The sequence below is a fragment of the Paenibacillus sp. P4_E11 genome (assembly GCF_056401635.1).
Map to the genome: position 1 here is coordinate 18,015 of NZ_JBFUIX010000066.1, position 21,887 is coordinate 39,901.

The 21,887-nt window shown below is 51.1% G+C and carries 16 protein-coding genes; 2 read left to right on the top strand and 14 right to left on the bottom strand.

Annotation, left to right across the window (positions count from 1 at the left end):
• Positions 1–108: 108 nt before the first annotated feature.
• From AC1DWB_RS22325 to AC1DWB_RS22355, 7 genes are read right to left on the bottom strand one after another with little or no spacing between them, the layout of a single operon-like run.
• A complete protein-coding gene (locus AC1DWB_RS22325) occupies positions 109–2,043 on the bottom strand; it encodes a hypothetical protein (protein WP_477543295.1) in 1,935 nt (644 codons plus the stop codon).
• A gap of 31 nt (positions 2,044–2,074) precedes the next feature.
• On the bottom strand, positions 2,075–4,906 hold the full coding sequence (locus AC1DWB_RS22330) for an FIMAH domain-containing protein (protein WP_477543296.1): 2,832 nt from the start codon (positions 4,904–4,906) through the stop codon (positions 2,075–2,077).
• A gap of 55 nt (positions 4,907–4,961) precedes the next feature.
• The gene (locus AC1DWB_RS22335; protein ID WP_477543297.1) at positions 4,962–6,956 is read right to left on the bottom strand and encodes a hypothetical protein; all 1,995 of its coding nucleotides are present in this window, start codon (positions 6,954–6,956) and stop codon (positions 4,962–4,964) included.
• A 22-nt stretch (positions 6,957–6,978) separates the two neighbouring features.
• Positions 6,979–7,884, bottom strand: a complete 906-nt coding sequence (locus tag AC1DWB_RS22340) for a carbohydrate ABC transporter permease (RefSeq protein ID WP_477543298.1) — start codon at positions 7,882–7,884, stop codon at positions 6,979–6,981.
• On the bottom strand, positions 7,884–8,834 hold the full coding sequence (locus AC1DWB_RS22345) for an ABC transporter permease (protein WP_477543299.1): 951 nt from the start codon (positions 8,832–8,834) through the stop codon (positions 7,884–7,886). Before AC1DWB_RS22345 ends, AC1DWB_RS22340 begins: the two co-directional genes overlap by 1 nt.
• A gap of 31 nt (positions 8,835–8,865) precedes the next feature.
• Positions 8,866–10,446 (bottom strand): extracellular solute-binding protein, encoded by a 1,581-nt coding sequence (locus AC1DWB_RS22350; protein WP_477543300.1) that lies wholly within the window; start codon positions 10,444–10,446, stop codon positions 8,866–8,868.
• An 18-nt stretch (positions 10,447–10,464) separates the two neighbouring features.
• A complete protein-coding gene (locus AC1DWB_RS22355) occupies positions 10,465–11,463 on the bottom strand; it encodes a zinc-dependent alcohol dehydrogenase (RefSeq protein WP_477543309.1) in 999 nt (332 codons plus the stop codon).
• Between the two features lie 272 nt (positions 11,464–11,735).
• Here AC1DWB_RS22355 and AC1DWB_RS22360 point away from each other — a divergent pair, with 272 nt between their 5' ends.
• Together AC1DWB_RS22360 and AC1DWB_RS22365 are read left to right on the top strand one after the other, a co-directional pair.
• Positions 11,736–13,142 (top strand): ABC transporter substrate-binding protein, encoded by a 1,407-nt coding sequence (locus AC1DWB_RS22360; RefSeq protein ID WP_477543301.1) that lies wholly within the window; start codon positions 11,736–11,738, stop codon positions 13,140–13,142.
• Entirely contained in the window at positions 13,139–13,348 is a 210-nt protein-coding gene (locus AC1DWB_RS22365; protein ID WP_477543302.1) for a hypothetical protein, read from the top strand. Before AC1DWB_RS22360 ends, AC1DWB_RS22365 begins: the two co-directional genes overlap by 4 nt.
• Positions 13,349–13,378: 30 nt before the next feature.
• On the opposite strand, the gene AC1DWB_RS22370 is transcribed toward AC1DWB_RS22365, so the two are convergent.
• From AC1DWB_RS22370 to AC1DWB_RS22400, 7 genes are all read right to left on the bottom strand, one after another.
• Positions 13,379–14,818, bottom strand: coding sequence for a leucyl aminopeptidase family protein (locus AC1DWB_RS22370; protein WP_477543303.1), 1,440 nt, complete (start codon positions 14,816–14,818; stop codon positions 13,379–13,381).
• 1,019 nt (positions 14,819–15,837) lie between these two features.
• Positions 15,838–16,698: an RNA polymerase sigma factor SigJ gene (gene sigJ / locus AC1DWB_RS22375; RefSeq protein ID WP_477543304.1), complete on the bottom strand. Its 861-nt coding sequence runs from the start codon at positions 16,696–16,698 to the stop codon at positions 15,838–15,840.
• A gap of 56 nt (positions 16,699–16,754) precedes the next feature.
• Positions 16,755–17,942 (bottom strand): NAD(P)/FAD-dependent oxidoreductase, encoded by a 1,188-nt coding sequence (locus AC1DWB_RS22380; RefSeq protein WP_477543305.1) that lies wholly within the window; start codon positions 17,940–17,942, stop codon positions 16,755–16,757.
• Between the two features lie 1,127 nt (positions 17,943–19,069).
• Positions 19,070–20,272, bottom strand: coding sequence for a YhgE/Pip domain-containing protein (locus AC1DWB_RS22385; RefSeq protein WP_477543310.1), 1,203 nt, complete (start codon positions 20,270–20,272; stop codon positions 19,070–19,072).
• A 254-nt stretch (positions 20,273–20,526) separates the two neighbouring features.
• The gene (locus AC1DWB_RS22390) at positions 20,527–20,952 is read right to left on the bottom strand and encodes a sigma factor-like helix-turn-helix DNA-binding protein (RefSeq protein ID WP_477543306.1); all 426 of its coding nucleotides are present in this window, start codon (positions 20,950–20,952) and stop codon (positions 20,527–20,529) included.
• A complete protein-coding gene (locus tag AC1DWB_RS22395) occupies positions 20,937–21,050 on the bottom strand; it encodes a hypothetical protein (protein ID WP_477543307.1) in 114 nt (37 codons plus the stop codon). Before AC1DWB_RS22395 ends, AC1DWB_RS22390 begins: the two co-directional genes overlap by 16 nt.
• Before the next feature lie 63 nt (positions 21,051–21,113).
• Positions 21,114–21,887, bottom strand: a 774-nt coding sequence (locus AC1DWB_RS22400; RefSeq protein ID WP_477543308.1) for an NAD(P)/FAD-dependent oxidoreductase, incomplete at its 5' end; no start/stop codon positions are given.

The window sequence follows — 21,887 nt, forward strand, 5'->3', positions numbered from 1 at the left end:
GCTCTTTGGGTGCGCAAAAAGACCGCTCTCCTCAACATAGGGTGAGCGGTCTTTTGATCTCTTTTTACTCGCTGCGGCGGGCGCACTTCAATTCCTTATTGAATCGAATCATGGATGATATCGCAACAGTTTCTCCTTCATAAGTCCCATGCTAATCCCGGAGGAGATCTCCGCTACCGTCCATCCTGATTCTATTACCCAAGGGCCCCAACCTACATCCTTGGGCAGTCCGTATACTTCCCGGTGGCGAACATCATAAGCGCGAGCCCATGCTCCGTCCAGCTTCGGGTTAGAGCTGTGGAGCTGGCTGCCGCATAGGAAACCGACGATCCGGTTCCACAATATTTCAAAATACGGATCTTTGGTAACGAGATAAGCCTGCGCGAAACCGACAGGGAGCCAATTGAGCGAATATAGCAGATCAGTGACTGGATCTCCGTTGCGGCTGAGTAAGGTGCTTTCCTCACCTGCTGGGGCCGAACCGCGTCTCGCTTTGTAGCCCGTGTCCCACTCCAGGTAAGCTCCGCTCGGTTCATGCCTGAACCGCTCCAAATCTGCGCAGATTCGGTACAACCAGTCCCGGTGCTGCGGTTCCCTGGTCTCCTCGTACAGCCAAGCCGCCGGCAGCACCAGTCTGCACAGCTCCTGAGTCTCACTATGCTCTCTAGTCGTATTCGGGTAAGCCCGCATCAGCGTTTCTAGCCCTTTGACGCCGACATCCCGCATATCCGGCCGATTGGCTACGCGATGYGCTTGAAGAAGGGAAGCCAAGTAATAGCCGTTATAGTGTCCGCTTGGTGAGTTCCCGTCCATCTGTCTGAGGTCCGAGATCGTCTTTTCATTTAGCTTATGACCTCGAGTAAAAGACACCCGAGTCCCGTCCGTTCCCGTCGTGCTCACGAGAAAATCAAGGGCATCCAAACACTCCCGAAGATAAGCGCTGCTCCCTGTATACCGCTGTTTCAAGAGTTCTCCGTACAGCATTCTGGCAACATCGTCCTGATAAGTGATGTCCCACTGGGATTTGGACCAACGTATCATTCCTTTCAGCTGTGGGTCTTCCTTCTCTTGGAACACCTCAAACGCGAACCCGATCAGCCGCTCGGACATGTCCAAGCTGCCCCGATCCCCTGTCAGCAAGCCATGCATGAAAAACGCGAAGGATGTCTCGCCAATACAATCAGATCGTACCTCAGTGAGTACACGCGGGCGTCCATCCGGATAAATCTCGGTGGCGATCCCTTCCATCAGACCATCGTAGCCGTCGTTAAGGAGCAGCCCCGACTGGTGGAACCATTGAACGGCCCGGTTCGTGCTATCCAGGAAATGGTTCTCCGAAGGTTCATCTCCTCTACCAAGCGGCGTTGAGTAGGCGGGCTGAGGAAATTGGAGTGAAACGGGTGCTTCGACCAACCATTCCAAGATCAAGGAAATCACCGACTTCCAATGTTCCGCAGGAGAAAATCGTGCTTGAATATAGTTGCACAGGCGGAAGGAAGCTATCATGAGCGAACCAGAACGATCGATCCACAGTCCCCAACGTGTCGGCGGTCCCTGCTTCAACTCCTCAGGCGGAACCTGGTCGTGTTCACTAGAGGATGTGTACTCAAGAATAGGAACTCCACCTTCGTACATTCCACCCTGTGCGCTGATCATCAGGTTGCACTGATCCTCGAGCAGGCTCCCGCGGCTCAACCCGTTCCGGTCTTCTCCCACATACACCAGCCGATCATACCGGGTAGTCGCTGTCATGCCGGCCTGGTAATAATGCGAGATGCTTCCCGTATACTCGGCAAAAATCCGTACACCCTTGCCCATTGCCCGCTCTAGACAGCTACGCATGCGGGGATCAGGGATGAAGGGTTCCTCCTCCGTGCCGCCGAATAGGCAGATAGCATCATAGCTTTCCCAATCCGCCTGGTGAGCTTCATACGGCGAGATTCGGATAACGTCGATACCCGTTAAACGGAAAGTCGTCTCTAGATCCGTAGATTGCGAAGCCACTATGGCGATTCGTGTAGCAGGCCCAGCTTTTCTTTCCATACTCCTCCACCTCTATATCTCCAGATTCCTTCTATTTTGCGAGCAGAGCCGATACATCAGCTTCGAGAGCTATTCTCGCAGCTTCAGTTGCATCGACCCCCTTCTTACGGAGATGCTCCAACGCTTTGTTCAAATGATCGGCTTCTTGATCAAGCCGTCCGGCAGACCGGTGATGCGCCGCCTGATCTAGCGAATTACGCAGCTGCATCGCAAGCGAATGCTGCAGCAGGCCGCCTGCTTCGTAGCGGTCTATCACCGATGCAACTGACTCGTACGTGCTCGTAACCCGGATGGCAACGGGTGCCGATTGCATCGTTTGACCGTTCAGCGTAACACGGACGAGCACTTCGGCGGAGCCGGGACCCTGGGCCAACAGTTGGCTTCCTTCGGCTGCAACCACACTCGGCTGAGAGCTGACGATCTCGATTTGAGCCCCTGTCAAGTCGGCTGTTGCTCCGTCCATTGCGGCAGCACTCATGTAAATTGCTGCCGTATCGCCACGGTGCAGCTCAGTCGAATATACGGACAGTGAAACGGATGACAAGGGCAGCTCACTCACGCGGAACATCAGGGGATCTGATTGGATTACGGTCGATCCAAGCTGAATCGCAGCATGGACTTCGGCTGTTCCCACACCAACAGCGTTCGCCTTTCCATTAACGATGGTCACTACATCGGGACGGCTGCTTGTATACTGGATAGACAGTCCGGTCACATTACGAGTAAACGTTCCGTCCGCTAATCGCAGTCGGTCTACTTTAATCGGTGAGGACTCGGTCCGCTTTAAATCCGTCCGGTCCGCATTAAGCTGGGCCCCAGTCGGAAGTGACACGAGCGACGGGTCCGTATAGCGCCATAATTCATGTTTGTGACCTTCCAGCGAAGAACGCATGTACAAATGACCGTAATCGTCCTGTGTCAGATTGTCAAAACCCTTCTCGCGATCCAGAATGGTCACTAGTTTCGTAGTTCCGTCGATTCGGAAAAATACGCCTCTAGCTGTTCCATAGACGCTGCCGTCTTTGCCAGTCAGCATATAGGCATCCGACCACACCGTTCCCGCATAAGAGACAGGGAAAATTTCGGATTGATGGATGACCTGCTTCCTCACAGGATCGTATACAAACAGCCATCCCTCGTCAAAGCCCCAAATGTTGCCGTCCGGACCGATAATCAATGATGTGACTGCTTCCTTACCGGGAACAGGTGTAAGTTCCAGTTCCTTGACACCGCTAGCAATATCCCATACAAACAGTTTGCCTTCGGTTTGAGTCGGAAGAGACGCACCGTACGCTCCCCAGATGGAGGTACCGCCGTAGATCTTGCCGTCTTTCTGTATCAAGGTGATAATGCTCTGATCTTGCACGAGATTGCGATAAGTCAGGATCGAGGAATCCGCCGGATTATATACAGCTAAGGCGCCGCCAAGCTGTCCATATTGAGGGACGGTCCCCATGAACACTTTGCCAAACTCTTCGGATACCGCCATCCCGAATGGACGGTCCTGCAGGCTATCGGCCGGCAGCTTGGCGACTTCCTTCGGAGCCCACGGCTTGCTCGTATCCAAGGCACTCAACCGGGCTTGCGGGTATATCCCAAAGTACATTGTAGAGCCTAGGAACGTCATTCCTTCCGCTTGGCTTATACCCGATGTGCGGATTTCCAAACCACCCGAGTTCGGATCGAAGATTCCAGTGCCTCCCTGCGTACCCGACACGTAGATATTGCCGTCGGGACCTTTGCCGAGGGAGCGGATTTCAATCGGTTGCCCAGGAACGTCAACCGTTTTGCTGCGAATCGTTCCAGTCGACAAGTCATAAGTTAGAGCAGCATTGTAGCCCATCCAAGAGGACAGAATATCGGGAGAACCGCTGCCCGTGCCAGCTCCATTAACGAAAGAAGCGGACTTCCAGCCGTTATAACCGCCAAGACGGATCACTTTCTCCAGCTTCTTCTCGCTGATTGTGTACGAATACAGATAAGCGTCGCCCGGCACGAACATATAAGCTTTGTCCCCTGCAGGTGAAGCAAGCGTATTGGCGGATGCTTTGAGCACCTGTGTTTCGATTGTATGCGTAGCCAAGTCCATGATGATCATGGTGGACGTCTTGTTCATCTGCATGAAAAGCTTGCCGCCTATCAAATCGATGCTGTTCGGGTATTCCTCCACTTTTAAACTGTCCGGCAGCAGGTTCGCGGAAACAGAGCCCGTTTGAAGGTTCACTTCTACGAGTTGGGCGTTCGCGCCCGTTCCGACTATCAGGATGTTACGGCTTGCATCGTAAAGGACCTGGCGGGCATATTTCTCTCCCGGAACCGGTGTGCCCAGGTTCCGGAACGCACCCGTGACGGTATCGTACTCAAACAGTTTGCCTCCTGGATATGTACCGCCATAAATTTTTCCATCCGGGCCGTTCGTCAAATCGTAGATGTGCGTCTCCGAGGCGATCGGCTTCCCGATCAACTCTACTTGATCCGATCCTGGGACGTAGCGATACAGCTCACCTTTCCCCGTCGTACCTATATACACGTTACCGTCATTACCGGTTAACACAGCAACAACAGAGGTCGTATTCGGGATTTCAAGCACTTTTACCACGTCAAGGGTAAGAGCATCCAACACAGCCAATTGGGCAGGTGAGCCGTTCACGCTCCCACTTATATACGACCGGCCGGAGACATCCTTGAAAGGCGTGCCCGCGACGGCCACTACACGCTTGATCGCCGTTCCCAAATTTTCATACGATCCTGCCGAGCTGCTGTCCGCTTGCACATAACTCGCACTGAAGCTCCCCCATCCGAGTCCAGCACACAGGATCACTGCCACCAACATTTTGATTGAACAAAACAATCCCTTTTTCATTAATTTCACTCTCCCATTTGTTTCGATCAAATGAATTATTGAAATTATGCCGGTTCTAGAAGGTGTAGCGTCGCAGCCGCGTCTTGGAATCCGAGTAGTACAACCGCCCCAGTCTGTCCTGCGCCAAAAATTTGGCTCCATCGTCCACTAGTAAGGTAAATCGATGTGTCTCTGGTTCATAACGGAACAAATAACGATCATGGACCGTTCCATACAAAGCCCCATCCTTGCCGAACAACAGCGCTGCGTCTCTCCAAACTGCCTTCTTGCTGTTATCGACTTCTGGAAAGAGCCTTTCGAAGGTGACATAGGATTCGGAAACGGGATTATAGGAGAATAAATAACCTTCCGCCATACCCCACAAAAGACCATCCTTATCAAATACAATAGCGGTTAAGGCTTTCAATCCTCGGACCGGAAACGGGATGCCCTTCGCTTCACGCAGCGCAATGTCGTACACGAGCAGCACCGCTTCCGTGTTCGGATCAGGCGATATTCCAAGACCGCCGTATACCGTCGTGCCCCCGTAGAGCAGGCCATCCCGGTACAGAAGCGCTATAATGCTTAGATTGGGAAGCGGATTACGGTGCGCCTGCCTCTCTCCTGTCGCGGGATCGTAGGTGAGAATAGCTCCGCCAAGCTTCCCGTATCCGCAAATCGTGCCGATGAACAGCTTGCCTTTCCCAACGGTAAGACCGTACGGACGATCCTGCTCATATTCGGCATGGTCAAACAGAAGCTTAGGATTGCTCCCGCCGGCCGGCAAGTCCCATGGTTGGGAAAGATCGTATTCGAACAGCTTGGCGAGCGGATAGACGGAGAAATACATCTTCCCGCCTAGCTCAGCGATGTTTTCGGTCTGACCTACGCCTTTGTATTCCGTAAACTGCTCTGTTTCTGGATCGAAGACGGACGTGCCGCCAACTAGAAAAGCTCCTGTATAAATCTTGCCGTCGGAGCCGGCTACAACGCACTGCAGATCGGTCGGCGCCCCCTCTACATCCAGTTCAAACGCGGAATAGCTGTTGYGAGACGGGTTGTACTTAAAGATTCTTGTTTTCCCCATCCGGCTGCCGGCTCCGATCAGCGTTTTCCCTGGATAAGCGACTAGATCCTCAAGTTCCGCGAAGCCAAATCCGAGCGGCGCAATTCCCGTATTGATCTCAAGTGATTCCAATGTGTCTGTTTCAAGCACGTAACGGTGCAGAATGCCGGCCAAGGTGAAGTAAACCGATCCTTCATGCTCTGGAGAAACGCCCATACTGCCGATTCCGGCTATTTCTTTCAAGAAATGCTCGGTCACCTCTCCGTCTGCCTGCCGTTCTACAGCAAAAACCAGCAAGGTGTTAGACGGATGCAATCGTATAAAAAGCTTCCCCCCTACCAAATTGGCGGTGTATACAAACTCGTCATTCCAGTATGGCTCCGGAAGCAGCTGATCCAGAATTACCCCGGTCTTGTGGTCATACCGTTTCAGGCGAGCATGCGAGCCGATGCCGACATAGCTGTACCGTCCGCATTCGGTATGCGCGAGAGAACGCACGTAGGACTCCCCGGCCTCGAACGGCTTAGGTCCGATCGTCTGATAGCCTTCACCCGGCTTGAACTTGTAGAACACACATCCCGGATAAGTTCCGGCATATACCGCTCCATCCGGACCGGCTGTAAGCGCGTAACCGAACGAGGTCTCAGGCGTAGGCTTTCCAAGACTCTCCAGCTTGCCGTCCCATGGGGTGAAACGATAAACGCCGCCGCGGTTATAGGAGGCGACGTAGACGCTTCCATCCGAAGCCGTTCCGGCAGTAAAGGCACCCACTGCACCAGGAAGTCGCACCGTACGCACCGTTTGCTCTCTGTCCAGGTCTATCTCTGCCAGCCGGGCATCTTCTCCCGATGCCCCATCCAGCACAACGTAGAGTGCATCTCTTCCATCACCTGTCTTACTGAGGGCCGAAGCATGCGCGGTCGCATTGCGGATCGGAATCCCCAGGTCAACACTGCTTCCTAGTTCCTTGACAATCCGTTGAATTTGCTCTTCTTTGAGGGTCATTCGCTTCCTCCGTCATATGGATTTATCCTTTAATGGATCCGATCATGACACCTTTTGCGAAATGCTTCTGCAAAAACGGATACACGATCAGAATCGGCATCGTTGCTACCAATATAGCGGCCATCTGGATCGTCTCCGGCGGCGGCGGATTTTCCGACATCAGTTCGGCGACTCCGAGCGAATTCATTGGATCGTTCAGCACGACGATTTGCCTCAAAATAACCTGAATCGGCCACTTCGTTGGATCGTTCAAGTATAAAATTCCAGCAAAATAGTTGTTCCAATGTCCCACCGCATAAAACAGGCAGAACGTGGCCAACGCAGGCTTCGAAAGCGGCAGAATGATTCGAAGGAACGTCTGTAGCTCATTCGCCCCGTCGATCATGGCCGCCTCGTTCAATTCCTCAGGAATGCTAAGGAAAAATTGGCGCATCACAATCAAATTGAACGGTGCAATCGCGGCCGGTATAATGAGCGCCCAGAGGCTATCCAGCAGTAATGTCTCCTTGACGATCAGGTAAGTGGGAATCATCCCCGCTGAGAACAAAACGGTAAACAACACCAAAAACAAGATGAACGATTGCCCAATTAATTTACGTGTTAAACCGTAGGCCATTGCTGAGGTGAAAACTAAATTCACCAAGGTCCCCATAATCGTGACATAAGCCGTCACTCCCAAAGACCGGACGAATGATTTCGAGTCGAAAATATACCGATAAGCATCCAATACCCATTCCTTCGGCCACAAGAGAAGGTCGCTAGACATATATTCGTGATAACTCGAAAAAGATACGGCGAAAATGTACAGAAATGGCAGCAGCATCATAAGGGCGATAATGCCTAACAGCAATACGTTTGGGAGGTCAAACGCCAGACTTGATAGCCTCCTACGCCCCATTAATTCTCTTTTGCCCGTCGGCGTTTCCATCAGTAAATGCCCTCCTCCCCGAACTTTTTGGCTAACCGATTTGCTCCCATGACAAGCAAAAGGCCGATAAGCCCTTTAAATAAGCCGACCGCTGTCGCAAAGCTGTAATCCGATTGATTGATCCCTTTAAAAAAGACATAGGTGTCCAAAACATTACCAATGTTCATATTGAACGAGTTCAGCATCAAAAATATTTGTTCAAAGCCGCTGTCCAGAACATGGCCCAGTCGCAAAATTAGCAAAATGATTATGGTGCTCCGAATACCCGGAAGCGTAATATGCCACATCTGCCTCCAACGGTTTGCACCGTCCATAACGGCAGCTTCGTATAGGCTCGGGTTAATGCCCGATAACGCTGCGAGGAAGATAATTGTCCCCCAGCCTGCTTCTTTCCATATCACCTGCAACACGATTAGGGGGCGAAAAAAATCCGTAATCGTCAAGAAGTCAATTGGTCCGAGACCGAATTTGACTTTCAATATCGTGTTGACAAGTCCACTGCCCCGCAGAAAAATCGTGAATATTCCCACAACGATAACCCAGGATAAAAAATGGGGTAAATAAACGATCGATTGGATCAAGCTTTTGTAGGGCTTGTTCCTCACCTCATTAAGCATAAGCGCCAATAAGATCGGCGCCGGAAAGGCAAACACAATCTGCAGAAATGACAGCGCTAGTGTGTTCCATAGAACACGTAATACTTCAGCATCCTCAAAAATTTTGGCGAAATGCTTCAAACCGACCCATTCGCTTCCGGAAAAGCCGAGGAACGGACTGTAATCCTGGAAAGCGATTACAGAGCCGAGCATTGGTACATATCGGTAAACGATAAAATATAAAAGTCCGGGCAAAACAAGCAAATATGCATAACGCTTTCGCCAGAGGAGGCGGCCGATCCGGGGCTTCCGTAAGGAAGCCCTTTGCTCAGCTGGAACGGGACGTAGATTCATCGAAGTTCCTCCCAGTGTTTATGTGCAGCTCTTATTCCCATGCCGTTTTGGGATCTTTGAGTTTCGTACCGGCATTCACTTCTTGAATCCATTGGGCTCCGCCCTTGGCCATCCATTCCTTGATCACAGTATCCCAATCCGAAATCGGACGTTGGCCGGCAATCATTTTGGTTTGCTCATCAAGAATGAATTTGTTCAGCTCCGCTCCCTTTTCAACTTGCGTCGGGGATGCGACGGCATAGTGCGGTGAACCGTAATACTTGCTTTCTCCATGCAGTTTCACCATTTCCTGAACGACGGCGTCAAGAACAGGATTGGAGTATTTATAAATTTTGTCCGATTCCTTCTTCGGCCAGGATACATCATCCAGCAGATAAGAAGTGGGACGAAGACCGTCCTTTAAGGCATTCGCCTTGGAAACTGCCGCCCCGTTCACCATGTCATAGCCAATACCGAGTCCGCCCATCAGCCAATCGAAATCTTTGTTGTCCGGATTCGATTTATCCAGTGCGATGATCGTACGAGGAACCTCCGTCATTTCCAAAATGCGGCGCACTTTCTCTGGATCTTTTCCGGCTTCAGCAGAAATCGTCATAAATCCGGCGTACCCGCTGCTCGACGCGAGCCCTTTTGAGCCGTCAGGAGCGACTGCCGGAGACATGAATGTAAACTTCGCCTTCGGATCGATTTTCACGAGACTGTCCGTGTTGGCCTGAATCATCCCGCGCGGAGTTCCAATAAAAATACCTGCTTGGCCGGAATAAAACTCTTTATTCGTAGCGTTCCAATCAATTGTGGCGAAATCGCGCGTAATCGCGTTTTGTTTGTACAGATCCGCGAACCATTGAACCTGTTCTTTTCTAGCAGGTGAGATAATACCTGGGATAAACTCACCCTTTTCATTTTTATGATACCAAGCGGCAGGGTCCCAAAAAGCGCCAAGGTTGTAGTTCGGGTTAATATCTTTACCGAGGGCGATGCCGTAGGTATCATTTTTTCCGTTTTTGTCCGGATCGTCTTTTGTAAAAGCAATCGCTACCTTTTTGAGTTCCTCATAGTTCGTAGGCACTTTCAAGCCCAGATTGTCCAGCCAGTCCTGCCGAATCATCGGCAAGAAACCGAATCGCGGATAATATTTCGGAATCGCATAGATTTTACCGTCCACCCTGAATTGGTCCCATACGAAATCCGGAACGGCAGCCAATGACGGGTACTTCTTTATGTAGTCATCCAGCGGCAAGAATGCTTTCTGCTTGGCGAATTTTGCATAACGGTTCGTTAAGTCGGGGGCCTCGAATGCAATCATATCCGGAATCGATCCGGAAGCCAGAACTGCGCTTAATTTCTCGCCATAGCTGGCTTGCGGCACCTGATTGATTTGATAATCGACGTTATATCGATCGTTGATCAACTTGACACCCGGCGCATCGTTCGGTGGCAGCTCTCCGAAGCCGAACTTCATGGCCTTTATCGTAATCTTTCGATCCTTCTCGTTTGGTGCAGGCGTCTTGGTTGGTGTCGAGTCATTAGTCTTCGTTCCGCTTTGGGAAGAACAAGCAGCAGTAAACGCCATCACGGCACTCAACACGATTGCTAGTTTTCGAAATCTCATTGTAAGCCTCCTCATTGTTTAAGTATCATATCGGATTACCATCCCTAATGTGTGCTCCGGTCTCGTTTTGTACCTTTCGTACACATCTAATACCTGCTCAAATGAAACTTGACCGGAAATTAGCGGGCCTACATGGATCAGCTTGCGTTCCAACAAACGCATATACTCCTCCATATTGCGCCCCTCCGTCCAACGTACGAAGTTGATCGGGTAATCATGGCCGTCTCTCTCATACGTCGGATCGCCTCGGCCGGGACCGCCTGCTTTGGATACCGTTATATTCGCTTCCTTCAGGAACATGAGACCCCGATTGAAATCCATCTTCATGTCTCCAACGACAACCACTTGCCCACGCTCTTTAACCCAGCGCAGCGCCTGGTCGATCAGACTCCCATCGGAAGCGTTTGCACAGAGGAGTACAGCATCGACGCCTGAGCCTTTAGATTCCAATGGTACCGAGCTGCAAAGCTCCTCTATGCTATCCACAACCGTGCAATCCGGAATTAGCTTCTTCAGCTGGTTTCTCCGTTCGGTCAAGACATCGTACGCGATAACCCGGTAAGCAGCTGTATGTGCAATTTGACTTACCAGTTGACCGATAATGCCCAGTCCAACTACCACAATGGTTTCCCCGAACTGAAGCGAAGCTTTGCGCAATGCGTGAATAGCGATCGCGCCGAGTCCGACGAAGGAAGCCTCCTGGAAACTCACAGAGTCAGGGATTGGCACAACCAAGTTACGCGGCACTGACAGCCATTCGGCATGGCGAACGTATGGTCCGCCATAACAGGCGACTCGCTGCCCTTCCGTCAATCCGCCACAATCGGGATCTGCATTTACGACGTAACCAGCCGCACTGTAGCCTAAAGGAACTGCTTGTTCATTCGGCCGCCGGGCGATCATAAGCTCGGTCCCGGGACTGATTGCGGAGCAGACCGTGCGGATCAACACATGGTTCAGCTTGGGCTGAGGCTTCGGCTCATGTCCGGTTTGGATCATTCCCCCTTTTGCAACCACTACATTCAAATGGATATCCCCCTTCAAGAAAATCAATCACAAACAGATTAATACGAATATTATATCTGAATATGCGTTTGTGATATGTATCTGATTGAATTATAACGAGGCTTAGGAAGCGCTGTCAATCGTTATTTTAGTGACAAACAGCTTTTCTTGTCTTATACTAAGTATATGGCGTTATTGTTTCCTAGCATCATTTTAAATCAGATTCGCATCAGATGTGCACTGTTGAGCTCATTTTGATCACATTAGGCTCAGGGGGATTCAGGATGAGTAAAAAAACGAAGCAGTCTGTGCTTCGAACCAAATTAGAAGATATGATCTCGAGTATCCGAAACGATATTGAAACAGGAAAGGTGAATAGCGGGGACTTCTTACCTTCCGAATCAGAGCTTGCCGAGCAGTACGACATCAGCAAGCATTCCGTACGTAAATGCTTGGACGTCTTGGTCGAACAGGGTTATGTTCAGAAGATCCCCCGCATCGGCAACAAGGTGAGCAAGCCCGGCCCTGAACCGGAGTGCATATTGCGTTTCGGATTCTATCCGTCTATGAGTGAGCAGGCCGGTTTACGAACACTTGTAAATCTATTTCACGAGCGCCATCCGAACATACGGGTGGAGCTGATCCCGATTCCATTCAAATTCGACGATTTGCACTTGATGCAGCATTACTTGGATTCAGGATTGATTGACGTGGCGATGTTCAACCATCAAAGCTTCGAAGAGATTAAGGAATCGGACGAATTGTTGGATTTTCTGGAACCTCTTGAGCCGATTCCGGACATATATCCGTTTCTATTACCTGCTTTTCAAAACGAGGGACGGCTGCATGCTATGCCCTTTGCTTTTTCGCCTGTCGTGCTTGCTTACAATAAGGATCATTTTGAGGAGTATGATCTGCCGGAGCCGGACAGCAGCTGGACTTGGGACGATTTGTTGCGAGTCGCTAGCGACATTACCCGCGACAACAATCGGGTCGGCTTCTATTATCACGCCTTATCTGACAATCGGTGGCCGATCTTTTTACTGCAAAGTGGAGAACCCCTTTTCGACAAGAAAACGGGGAGGCTCAGCTTTACCAGTCCCGCCGTTCGCGAAGCGATCCGCATGAGCCGACATATTTTGTTTGGACAAGGCTTAACTTCATTTTTATCCCAAAGCGACGTTGAAGCGGAAGAGTTATTCCGCAACGGGAAAATTACGATGATCATGACCACGTATTTCGGGTTGAATATATTTCAAGACGCACCGTTCCGTTTCGATATCGCGCCACTGCCCGCCCTCCAATCCGCTCATACGTTAAATCTGGTGATTGGCTTGGCTGTGTCCTCTAAGTCCCCTCAAAGGGAAGCGGCTAAGGCTCTTGTTTACGAGCTGGCATCACTGGATTACCAATCCCTGATCAGACGTGAGACGTTGAGCATTCCAGCCTTGAGAAAAGCAGCCGAGCGGGGGACGGATCCGGACAACCCTCCTCTCGCTTCCGAGCCTTCCCGATTTCCGCTGTACCGGGAAATTATCCGAACCTTTCTGCTTCATTCCGACATGGGATTAAATGGCGATGTTCTCAAGAAGATGCGCGGAGAGTTGAAGCTATACTGGGCTGGCGTCACAGATTTGGATACCTGTTGCCAAAGCTTAGAGGCGGCGCTGGCCGCTGAACCAGTCCGATGATAACGAACAAGAAGACTGCTGAGACGAATACTCATCAGTCTTTTTGCCATCTTCTTTCGGTCACGACGGCAGTCGGCGATCAGCATCGGATGGTACGAAAGATAGAAGTCAACGCCATTCGGTACACGTTTGTGTGGGGCAAAGCGGCTGTAAAGCATAAGACTAATGCCAAATACAAAGAAGCTAAGCAGCAACTGGCTGTTTAGCTCCTTTTTCATACAAATAGTTTACAATCATTAATTCGACCGCGATTCGACGAAGTCGGCCAGGAGCCGCGCGCCGTAACCCGTCGGACCTTCAATGACATATCCGCTAGTTGAGCCAGCCTCCATCGTTCCGGCCATATCCACGTGCGCCCATTTTGTTCCTGCCTCCACAAAGCGACGCAGGAACAAAGCAGCCGTAATTGCACCGGCGTACCCTACACCGGTAATGTTGCAAAGGTCTGCRTACTGGCTTTTCAGCAGCTCGTCGTACTCGTCTTCCAACGGCATCGGCCACACGCGTTCGCCGTTCTTCAAGCCCAATTGCTGCAGAACTTCAGCCATATCGTCGGTCCCCCAAACGCCGGCCATTTTATTGCCGAGCGCGGATACGCACGCTCCCGTTAATGTAGCAATGTCTACAATTTGCTCTGCGCCGAGTTTGCACGCACGAATCAATGCGTCGGCGAGCACGAGCCGCCCTTCCGCATCTGTATTGCCAACCTGAACAGTCAATCCGTTAGCATAACGAATCACTTCGCCAGGCAGCATGGACGCACCGTCCGGCATATTTTCCGCTGTCGCCACAAGCACCACGAGATTTGCCGGCAGTTTGTTGCCCACAATAATGTCCAGCGCTCCGATCACGGCTGCCGAACCGCCCATGTCGATTCGCATATCGCTAAGATTGCGTCCCGACTTCAGGCTAATACCGCCTGTATCGAATGTGATGCCTTTCCCGACGAGCGCGATTAGCGGCTTAGAAGGGTCGGTGCAGTAACGCATTTCGATCATCGACGGCGGATACTTGCTGCCTTTACCAACTGCGATTAAACCGTTCATTTGATGCGCTTCGAGTTGTTCGCCTTTGAACACGGTCACTTGCACCGGCTTATCTTTGAACTGCTCGATGACCCTCTCCACCATATGCGTAGGACGCAGGAAATTCGGCGGCTCGTTGCCCAGGTCCCGGGCAAGCGTCGTGCCCATCGCCCGCACTTCTCCAAGACGGAGCGCTTCTTCCAGCTCCACCGAAGCCGTCATCAGCAGCTCGACGGTTTCCGTATGGCGCTGTTTTTCCTTCGACTTGTACTTATCGAACGCGTATGTCCCGAGCAGCCAGCCTTCGACCCAAGCAGTTGCAGCCTCCTGCTCACTGAATCGGCTTCCTATGACGCCAGACAGCATGCTAAGATCGACAGCCACCGAAGACAGTTGCTCCTTTTCCACCGTTCTGCCAGCAACACCCGCTGCCGCACGAATATGATCAAGACCCAGCTTCGCTTCGTCGCCAAGACCAACCAATAAGGTGTGACTTTCAGAATGACGGCCGTACAGCCACGTCACCGCACCTTTATCTCCCACATGCTCCTTCAGATCATAACCACTCAGCTGATTAACCGGCAAATGCCCTTTGCTTACTGCATATACCATCACTTTCGCGACGGATGATTGATTTAATGTGAATTTCATCGTATCTCATTCCTTTTTGTAAAAGATATATTTCAGAAAAGGTAAATCATGCACGGGAAATCGGCACTTTTTATCGGAAATTCATTCTCTCCGCAACAGGGACATGATTCACCCGGATGCTATCACAAAGATGCCATTTGCCGCATATGTAACCATTAGCAACCAGCAAGTCCATATAAGCCGGTTACCCGGCCAATTATTCGATCGCGTTTGGCCGACGTCATTTTCACTAATATAGTCCCTTTAAGTGAGTTTGTTCTGACTGGGTAACATCTCGCGCAGCTTTACATGCACTTCCCCCATTTTCATAAAGAAAAAAAGTAATGATTCGGATTCTGACCGGATGAAACGCTTTCATTTTGTTAGTTAATGGCACCAGCATATCTTAAGACACGGCGCTCGATTTCACTTTCATCCGCCATAATGCGGTTGAAAGGCCAAAGTCACCTCCTTTCCAATACCAGTCGATCGCGTACGATACCGTCTGGACCACTCAAAAAACCTGCATACTAACGAAACCATTCCGGAGACATAGATATCCCCCTCTATATTTACGTGTTTCTTTAGTTCCGCAATTGGTGAGGAGAAAAAACATGCGATTCCGTAAAATCGATGTAATTATCGAAGTCGACATGTGTAACCCGAATATCTAACCTCACATGATCCCCCCATACAATCAAGTATTATTCATTGAAAAACAGTCTGATTTTAGAAAATTATACCACGCAATCATACACTACACTATCTAAAGTAACATATCAGAGAAATCAACTACCGGTCACCATGCTATACTCCCCGTTAGATTAGAAACTTGTAGCCAGATCAAACTGGCCGACAACCGTTCCTAATGATTAAACAATCGTTCCTCTTTAGCTTAATGATCCTTGGTCTTATGTTTGTGATACGGTTCTCCGCGCTGTCTTTAACGGCAATTATTAGAGCCATCCTTTGTGGGATGGCCCTTACTTTGTAAATTATTTAACTTTGAAGGAGACTTGGAAAAATCCGCAGTCGACTGACTAAACCCGGGCAAGCTTATCCGGGTTTCGTACGGCATACAATCTGGCAATCTTTCCGCGTCGGAGATGTATAAATATAGCGGCCAAAGTTTCGTCCCTCGAACGAATTACTATACCGTTTTCACCGTTTAAATGAGCAGCCTCGAGGTGAAATCTTTCCTGATAATTCCCTATCCTCTGGAACCCGTCGAGCAGGGCTCTGGCCACATGATCGCGAGTTTGTATCGGACGCTTATACGCGGTTACTTTTCCGCCTCCGTCGGCGACGAGCATGACGTCGTCGGTCAACAGAGACATCACATGATCGACGTTACCTTGTTCGAGGGATGCGAGGAACCGGCTAACCCATTCCTGTTCGACCGCATCGGCCGTGACTGGCTCATCTTCGGATATTCCCATCTTGCTTCTTGCCCGGCTCATCAACTTGCGGCAATTTGCTTCTCGCTTGCCGAGCAGTTCCGCTATTTCGGGATAATTGAAGCCCAGCGCCTCACGCAGAACGAAAACCGTCCGCTCCGTCGGCGACAGCCGCTCGAGCAGTACGAGCATAGCGTAAGACAGCAGATCGCGGCGGACGACCGTCGTCTCGAGCTGATCCGCCTCCGGCGTCCGAATCGGTTCAGGGAGCCAGGGACCGACGTACATCTCCCTCTTCTTCCTCGCCGACTTTTGCAAATTGAGGCAGCGATTGGTTACCATCTTGCACAAATACGCTTTCGGCTCCTCCAAACGTTCGGGATGTACGTCGCACGCCTTAACAAATACATCCTGCACCGCATCTTCCGCGTCTGCCGCGGAGCCAGTCAACTGATAAGCCAACGTGAACAGAAGCGCTCTATATTGATCGTACAGTTCCTCCATCCGCCGTCTCACCTCCTCCGGGCTATTAGACATATATCAACTTGGTCCCTTTGTTTCTATCGGAGCCAGCTAGCAAAATCCCATCCCAGCTTTTTGACTTTCCACGCAAGCTTCCCCGTTATGATGATATCAAGTCCCCATTTGCGTACCCACATCAACCCGCGATTTTGCCCAAGGCCGAAGCCGAAGGTATCCAAAAACGATTTGTGAACCGGCGCGGAACGGCCCTCCAGATCAGCCATCACGATTTTTCCCAGTCTTAACGCCTGCGGCCCAGCTTCTTTGCACGTCATCTGATCTGCCTTGCCGGTACTCGGATCGACGATTCTCGCACAATCGCCAATGCTGTATACGCCCGACATCCCTTGGACGCGATAGCATTCATCCACCAGCACTTGACCTTCAGAAGTAAGCGGCAAGTCCATGCTGCGGAGGGCCGGATTCGGTATCAGACCAATCGTCCATATACATAGGCCAACCGGCAGACGATCACTATTGCTCAACGTCAACACTCCTGCTTGCTCCCGCACTGCCTTACGATTGTGAAACACTGTCACTCCACAATCGCTGAGTATCTGATCCAATTTTCGTCCAGCTTTCTCTGGTCCTTCCGGGAACAGCCGCTCCTGCGCATTCAGCAAATAGACGGAGATATCGGACGAATTCAGTCCCAGCGCCGACGCTTCCTTCTGCATGGCGAGCGCCAGTTCGGCGGATGTCTCGATGCCGCTGTTGCCCGCCCCCGCAACTGCGACTGTCATCAGTCGCTTTCGTTCTTTAGGATTTGTCTCGCCGGCAGCTTGCCGTAGATTGGCGCGCCAGCGCTCCCGGATGTCCGCCGCGGCTTGCGGGTCGGTCAAGGCGATGCCGCCCTGATCGGGATCCGGTCGCCGAACGATGCTGCCGGCCGCCACAACTAAAAGGTCATAACGAATTCGGGCATCATTTCCTTGCGCGTCTGTATATCGAATCCGTTTTCCCCCGCTATCCACGGACGTAACCGTACCTTGCATGAATTCGACTCCTTCTGAAAACCCATAATGCGTCCAAGGAATCATAATCTCTTCCCCGCCTGCGGCCGGCCGGAACAACATCACTTTGCGCACATGACCCGGTTGCTTGTCGATCAGAACAAATCGAATACGCTGTCCATTCGCCATGCCCCGGGTCACTTCCTTTATTGCTTTGAGCGCCCCAAGCCCTGCATGGCCGCCTCCAATGATAATGCATGTCAAGTCGTTCATCTCTCTTCATCTCCTTTACATTTTTCACACATATAACAACGTAAGGATCTGATTTGTGACAGTGTAAACGAGCGAAGACTGTTCAAAAGCATTTTTTGAGTTGATCCCTTCCATCAAACGGTGGAGGGGCTGTTTGCTTTCACATGTATGGGACTAGTTATGTTAGATAGACTTATCCTCTTGAATTCAATTCCACTAGGCTGCCCGTTTGTTCAATGAGACCAGGGACGGCGGATTGCTGAGAGTAGGCGCCGCATGCCAACCACGTGCCCGCCAGAACCAATGACGATCAGTCGGTAAAGGCTGCCGGCCAGACCGGGAAAGGCAGCTCGACTTTCAGCGCGTAACCGTGATCGATCCGGACTGACGTGATCGAGACGAAAGATCAGGGCGTACGACGAGAATCGATGGCAGCCCTCGAGAACCAGCTCACGTCTAGGGACCGCGGCGATTACCCGAAAACCGGGAAACGTTGAGCCCTCGGCAAAGGGCCTAGGCCCAGATGCTGTGCAGTCGGCGGATCCAACCAGTCTCGCGTAGATGGCCACACCAGGACGCGAGAAGGATCGGTCCAGTGTTTCACACAGATTGCGCCAGACGTCGTTGGCCCCCGCTGCAATAACCGTCTCATGCTCATCGAGGTACGGCAACGAAGTGATATGCTTCAAAACCTCAGTGAGGTCCGATCGATTTTGACAAGGCGTAGTATGCCAGGTTCTTCGGCCCCGGGAGCGTTGACCTCTTCCTATGCCTACAACGAAAAGAAAAATTACGACAGCAAAAATAATGATAAATAAAAATTGCATATCGAGACTCCCCTGTACTTTTGGTATGATCCGCTCGTCGGGCTTAGTACGCTGACTTTTTGCATACACGACTCGGGGTCTCCCTGACCACGCACCTCGAAATACAGCGTGTCGCCCTCGGTCGTAACATGACCAAACGGCACAGACATGATCGTGTTTAGGCCAACTCAATCGATGCCACCAAACCCGCAATGCCTCCACCAATGATTGCCACATCAAACTGTTCTCCAACATACCTTCCTTCGCTGTTTATTCATTCATTAACAAGGAGTGCTTCCGCTCTCCAATGAAATTACAGTTCTCTACTTTACCTGTATGTCGTTATCTTCGAGGGAAGTTGGTTTCGATAGTGGCTGTTCTTTCGATTTTCTGAACTCGAACCTTTAATGCGGAGCCCAGAATTACTATGCCGCTTACCAATGAGATCCATGTAAGAGCGGTTACGGGAGCATTCCAGCCAAATCCTTTGCCAAAGAAGAACAATTCCCGCAGACCATCGACCATAAAGCGCATTGGGAGCCATGGATGAATCCACTCCCGATAGAAAGAGGACATCATTTCAGGCGGCAAAGCCAGCAAAGGCGCCCCGAAGAAAAGCAATAAGGCGAATATAGCAACACCTCTGATACCCAACACCGACATTACAGCAGTTATCATAAGGAAAAAACTGAAGAACGTAACGGATAAGAACAGCGCGGTATCCGCAAATTTAGGAATATCAAGATTCAGCATTCCATTCGCAAGCCAGGTTAGCCCGAATCCAACCGCAAGAGAAGCGATCGCGCCCATCAGGATATGCAGCAGTTTCGAGACTAGGCTCTCTTTTCGGGTCTTAAACAATCGTTTACTGAAGGTTATAAAAAGGATTGCCGAGCTGGCGATACATGCCATCCATAAGGGCTGAAATAAGGAAACAGGGGCATTGCCATTCACGCTTTTCGCGCCCGTTTCATTTACATTTGTCACTTTTTTTGCAATCGGAGAGGCTAAACTCGCAGCTTGCTCTACGGTCAGCGTAACTCCCTGCGTCTTAAAGCCCTCAAGCAATTGGGCGCGAACGCTGTTGTTCATGTTGTCAACGACTCCGTTCAGGATTTGCCCTGCTGCTGCCGATGCTGCGGTATTCATTCCTTGGTTTATTAATATCTGAACTTCAGGCACTGACGGTTTCGGGGTTCGCAAAGAAGCTTGCTTAGCGCTGAAGTCGCTCGGAATTACCAATGCCGCGTAATACTCTTGATAGTTTAATCCGTTCCGTGCCTCTTCCGCGCTTGATACCTCCACCCACTTCACAGCGGGGTCACCTTCCGTAGTTGCTGCCGTTTTCCGCATCATTTCAACGATCGTTTGCCCCATATTCATTTTCGGCTGACCCTGAATTTCGAAACCTTGATCTTCATTCACAACGGCAATCGGTAAATTTCTTGGTTTGGACTGGACAGATGGAAAAAGTGTAAGCGAAAAAATAAATACAACCAGGAAAGCAATAATTGGCGTTAACAATACCAATTTGTTTTTAAAAATATACATGTTTCACATCCTCATTTCGCAGAAAAATACTGAAAAGCTGCTTTATCATTCTTCAAAAGACGAGGGCAAGCTGCCGGATTAATCATCTCACTTCTCACCGTTCAGCGAGGCAGCCTCAATGTGAAGTTTTCCCTGTATGCGCCCGAATCCGTCGAGCAGGATTCGGGCCACGCGATCACGCGTTTGTATCGGACTCGTGGCCGCGATTACTTTTCCTCCTCCATCGGAGACGAGTATGACGTCTTCGGTCAGCAGGGACAGCACATGATCGACGTTACCTTGCTCGAGGGATGTGTGAGGAACCGGCTAACCCATTCCAGTTCGACCGCTTCGGCAGCGACCGGCTCCTCCTCGGTTTTTCCCATCTTGCTTCTTGCACGGCTCATCAGCATACGGCAATTCGTCTCTCGCTTGCCGAGCAGTTCGGCGATTTCGAGGTAATCGAAGCCAAACGCCTCACGCAGGACGAAAACCGTTCGCTCTGTCGGCGTCAGCCTCTCCAAAAGTACGAGCATGGCGTAAGACAGCAGATCGCGGCGGACGAGCGTCGTCTCGAGCGTATCCGCCTCCGGCGTCCGAATCGGTTCGGGGAGCCACGGACCGACGTATACTTCCCTTCTCCTCCGCGCCGACTTCTGCAGACTGAGGCAGTGATATGTTACCTTTTTGCACAAATACGCCTTCGGTTCCTCCAAACGTTCGGGATGTACGTCGCACGCCTTAAAAACACGTCCTGCTCCGCGTCTTCCGCGTCCGCCGCAGAGCCTGTCAACTGATAAGCCAGCTTGAACAGCAGCGCTCTGTATTGATCGTACAGTTGTTGGTCTCATGTTTATTATCGAAGCTTACTGCCTCCATCCCACGCCAGTTTCCTGAATTTCCAGGCAGGCTTTCCCGTTACAACCATATTAAGTCCCCATTTGCGTCCCCACACCAATCCGCGGTTTTCCCCCAGGCCGATGCAGAAGAGATCTAACGGCGCCGATTTATGAACCGGCGCGGGGCGGCCCTCCAGATCGGCTATCACGATTTTCCCCAGTCTATCTTCCTGTAGCGCAATTTCTGCGCATCTCATCATAGCTGCAATGCCGGTTTTTGGGTCGACGATTCTCGCGCAGTCGCCAATGCTGTATACGCCCGGCGCCCCTTGGACGCGATAAGATCCATCCACCAGCACTTGGCCTTCAGGAGTAAGCGGCAAGCCCATCGTGCGAAGGGCCGGATTCGGAATCAGACCAATCGTCCACATACATAGACCAACCGGCAGACGATCGCCATTGTTGAGCGTCACTACTCCTGCTTCCTCCCGCATCGCCTTGCGGTTGTAAAGCACTGTCACTCCACTTTCTCTGAGTATCTGATCCAGTTTTCGTCCAACTTTCTTGGGTCCATCCATGAACAATCGTTCCTGAGCACTTAGCAAATAGACAGAGATATCGGACGGGTTCAGTTCGAGTGACGATGCTTCCTTCTGCATCTCGAGCGCCAGCTCGGCGGATGTCTCAACGCCACTGATCCCCGCCCCCGCAACTGCGACTGTCATCAGTCGCTTTCGTTCTGTAGGATTTGTCTCCCCAGCAGCTTGCTTTAGATTGGCGCGCCAGCGCTC

What these genes read in the sequence shown, in the direction of transcription:
- AC1DWB_RS22330 (WP_477543296.1), bottom strand. Translation starts at nt 4,906, where the DNA reads ATGAAAAAGGGATTGTTTTGTTCAATCAAAATGTTGGTGGCAGTGATC.
- AC1DWB_RS22340 (WP_477543298.1), bottom strand. Translation starts at nt 7,884, where the DNA reads ATGGAAACGCCGACGGGCAAAAGAGAATTAATGGGGCGTAGGAGGCTA.
- AC1DWB_RS22345 (WP_477543299.1), bottom strand. Translation starts at nt 8,834, where the DNA reads ATGAATCTACGTCCCGTTCCAGCTGAGCAAAGGGCTTCCTTACGGAAG.
- AC1DWB_RS22350 (WP_477543300.1), bottom strand. Translation starts at nt 10,446, where the DNA reads ATGAGATTTCGAAAACTAGCAATCGTGTTGAGTGCCGTGATGGCGTTT.
- AC1DWB_RS22360 (WP_477543301.1), top strand. Translation starts at nt 11,736, where the DNA reads ATGAGTAAAAAAACGAAGCAGTCTGTGCTTCGAACCAAATTAGAAGAT.
- AC1DWB_RS22365 (WP_477543302.1), top strand. Translation starts at nt 13,139, where the DNA reads ATGATAACGAACAAGAAGACTGCTGAGACGAATACTCATCAGTCTTTT.
- sigJ (WP_477543304.1), bottom strand. Translation starts at nt 16,698, where the DNA reads ATGGAGGAACTGTACGATCAATATAGAGCGCTTCTGTTCACGTTGGCT.
- AC1DWB_RS22380 (WP_477543305.1), bottom strand. Translation starts at nt 17,942, where the DNA reads ATGAACGACTTGACATGCATTATCATTGGAGGCGGCCATGCAGGGCTT.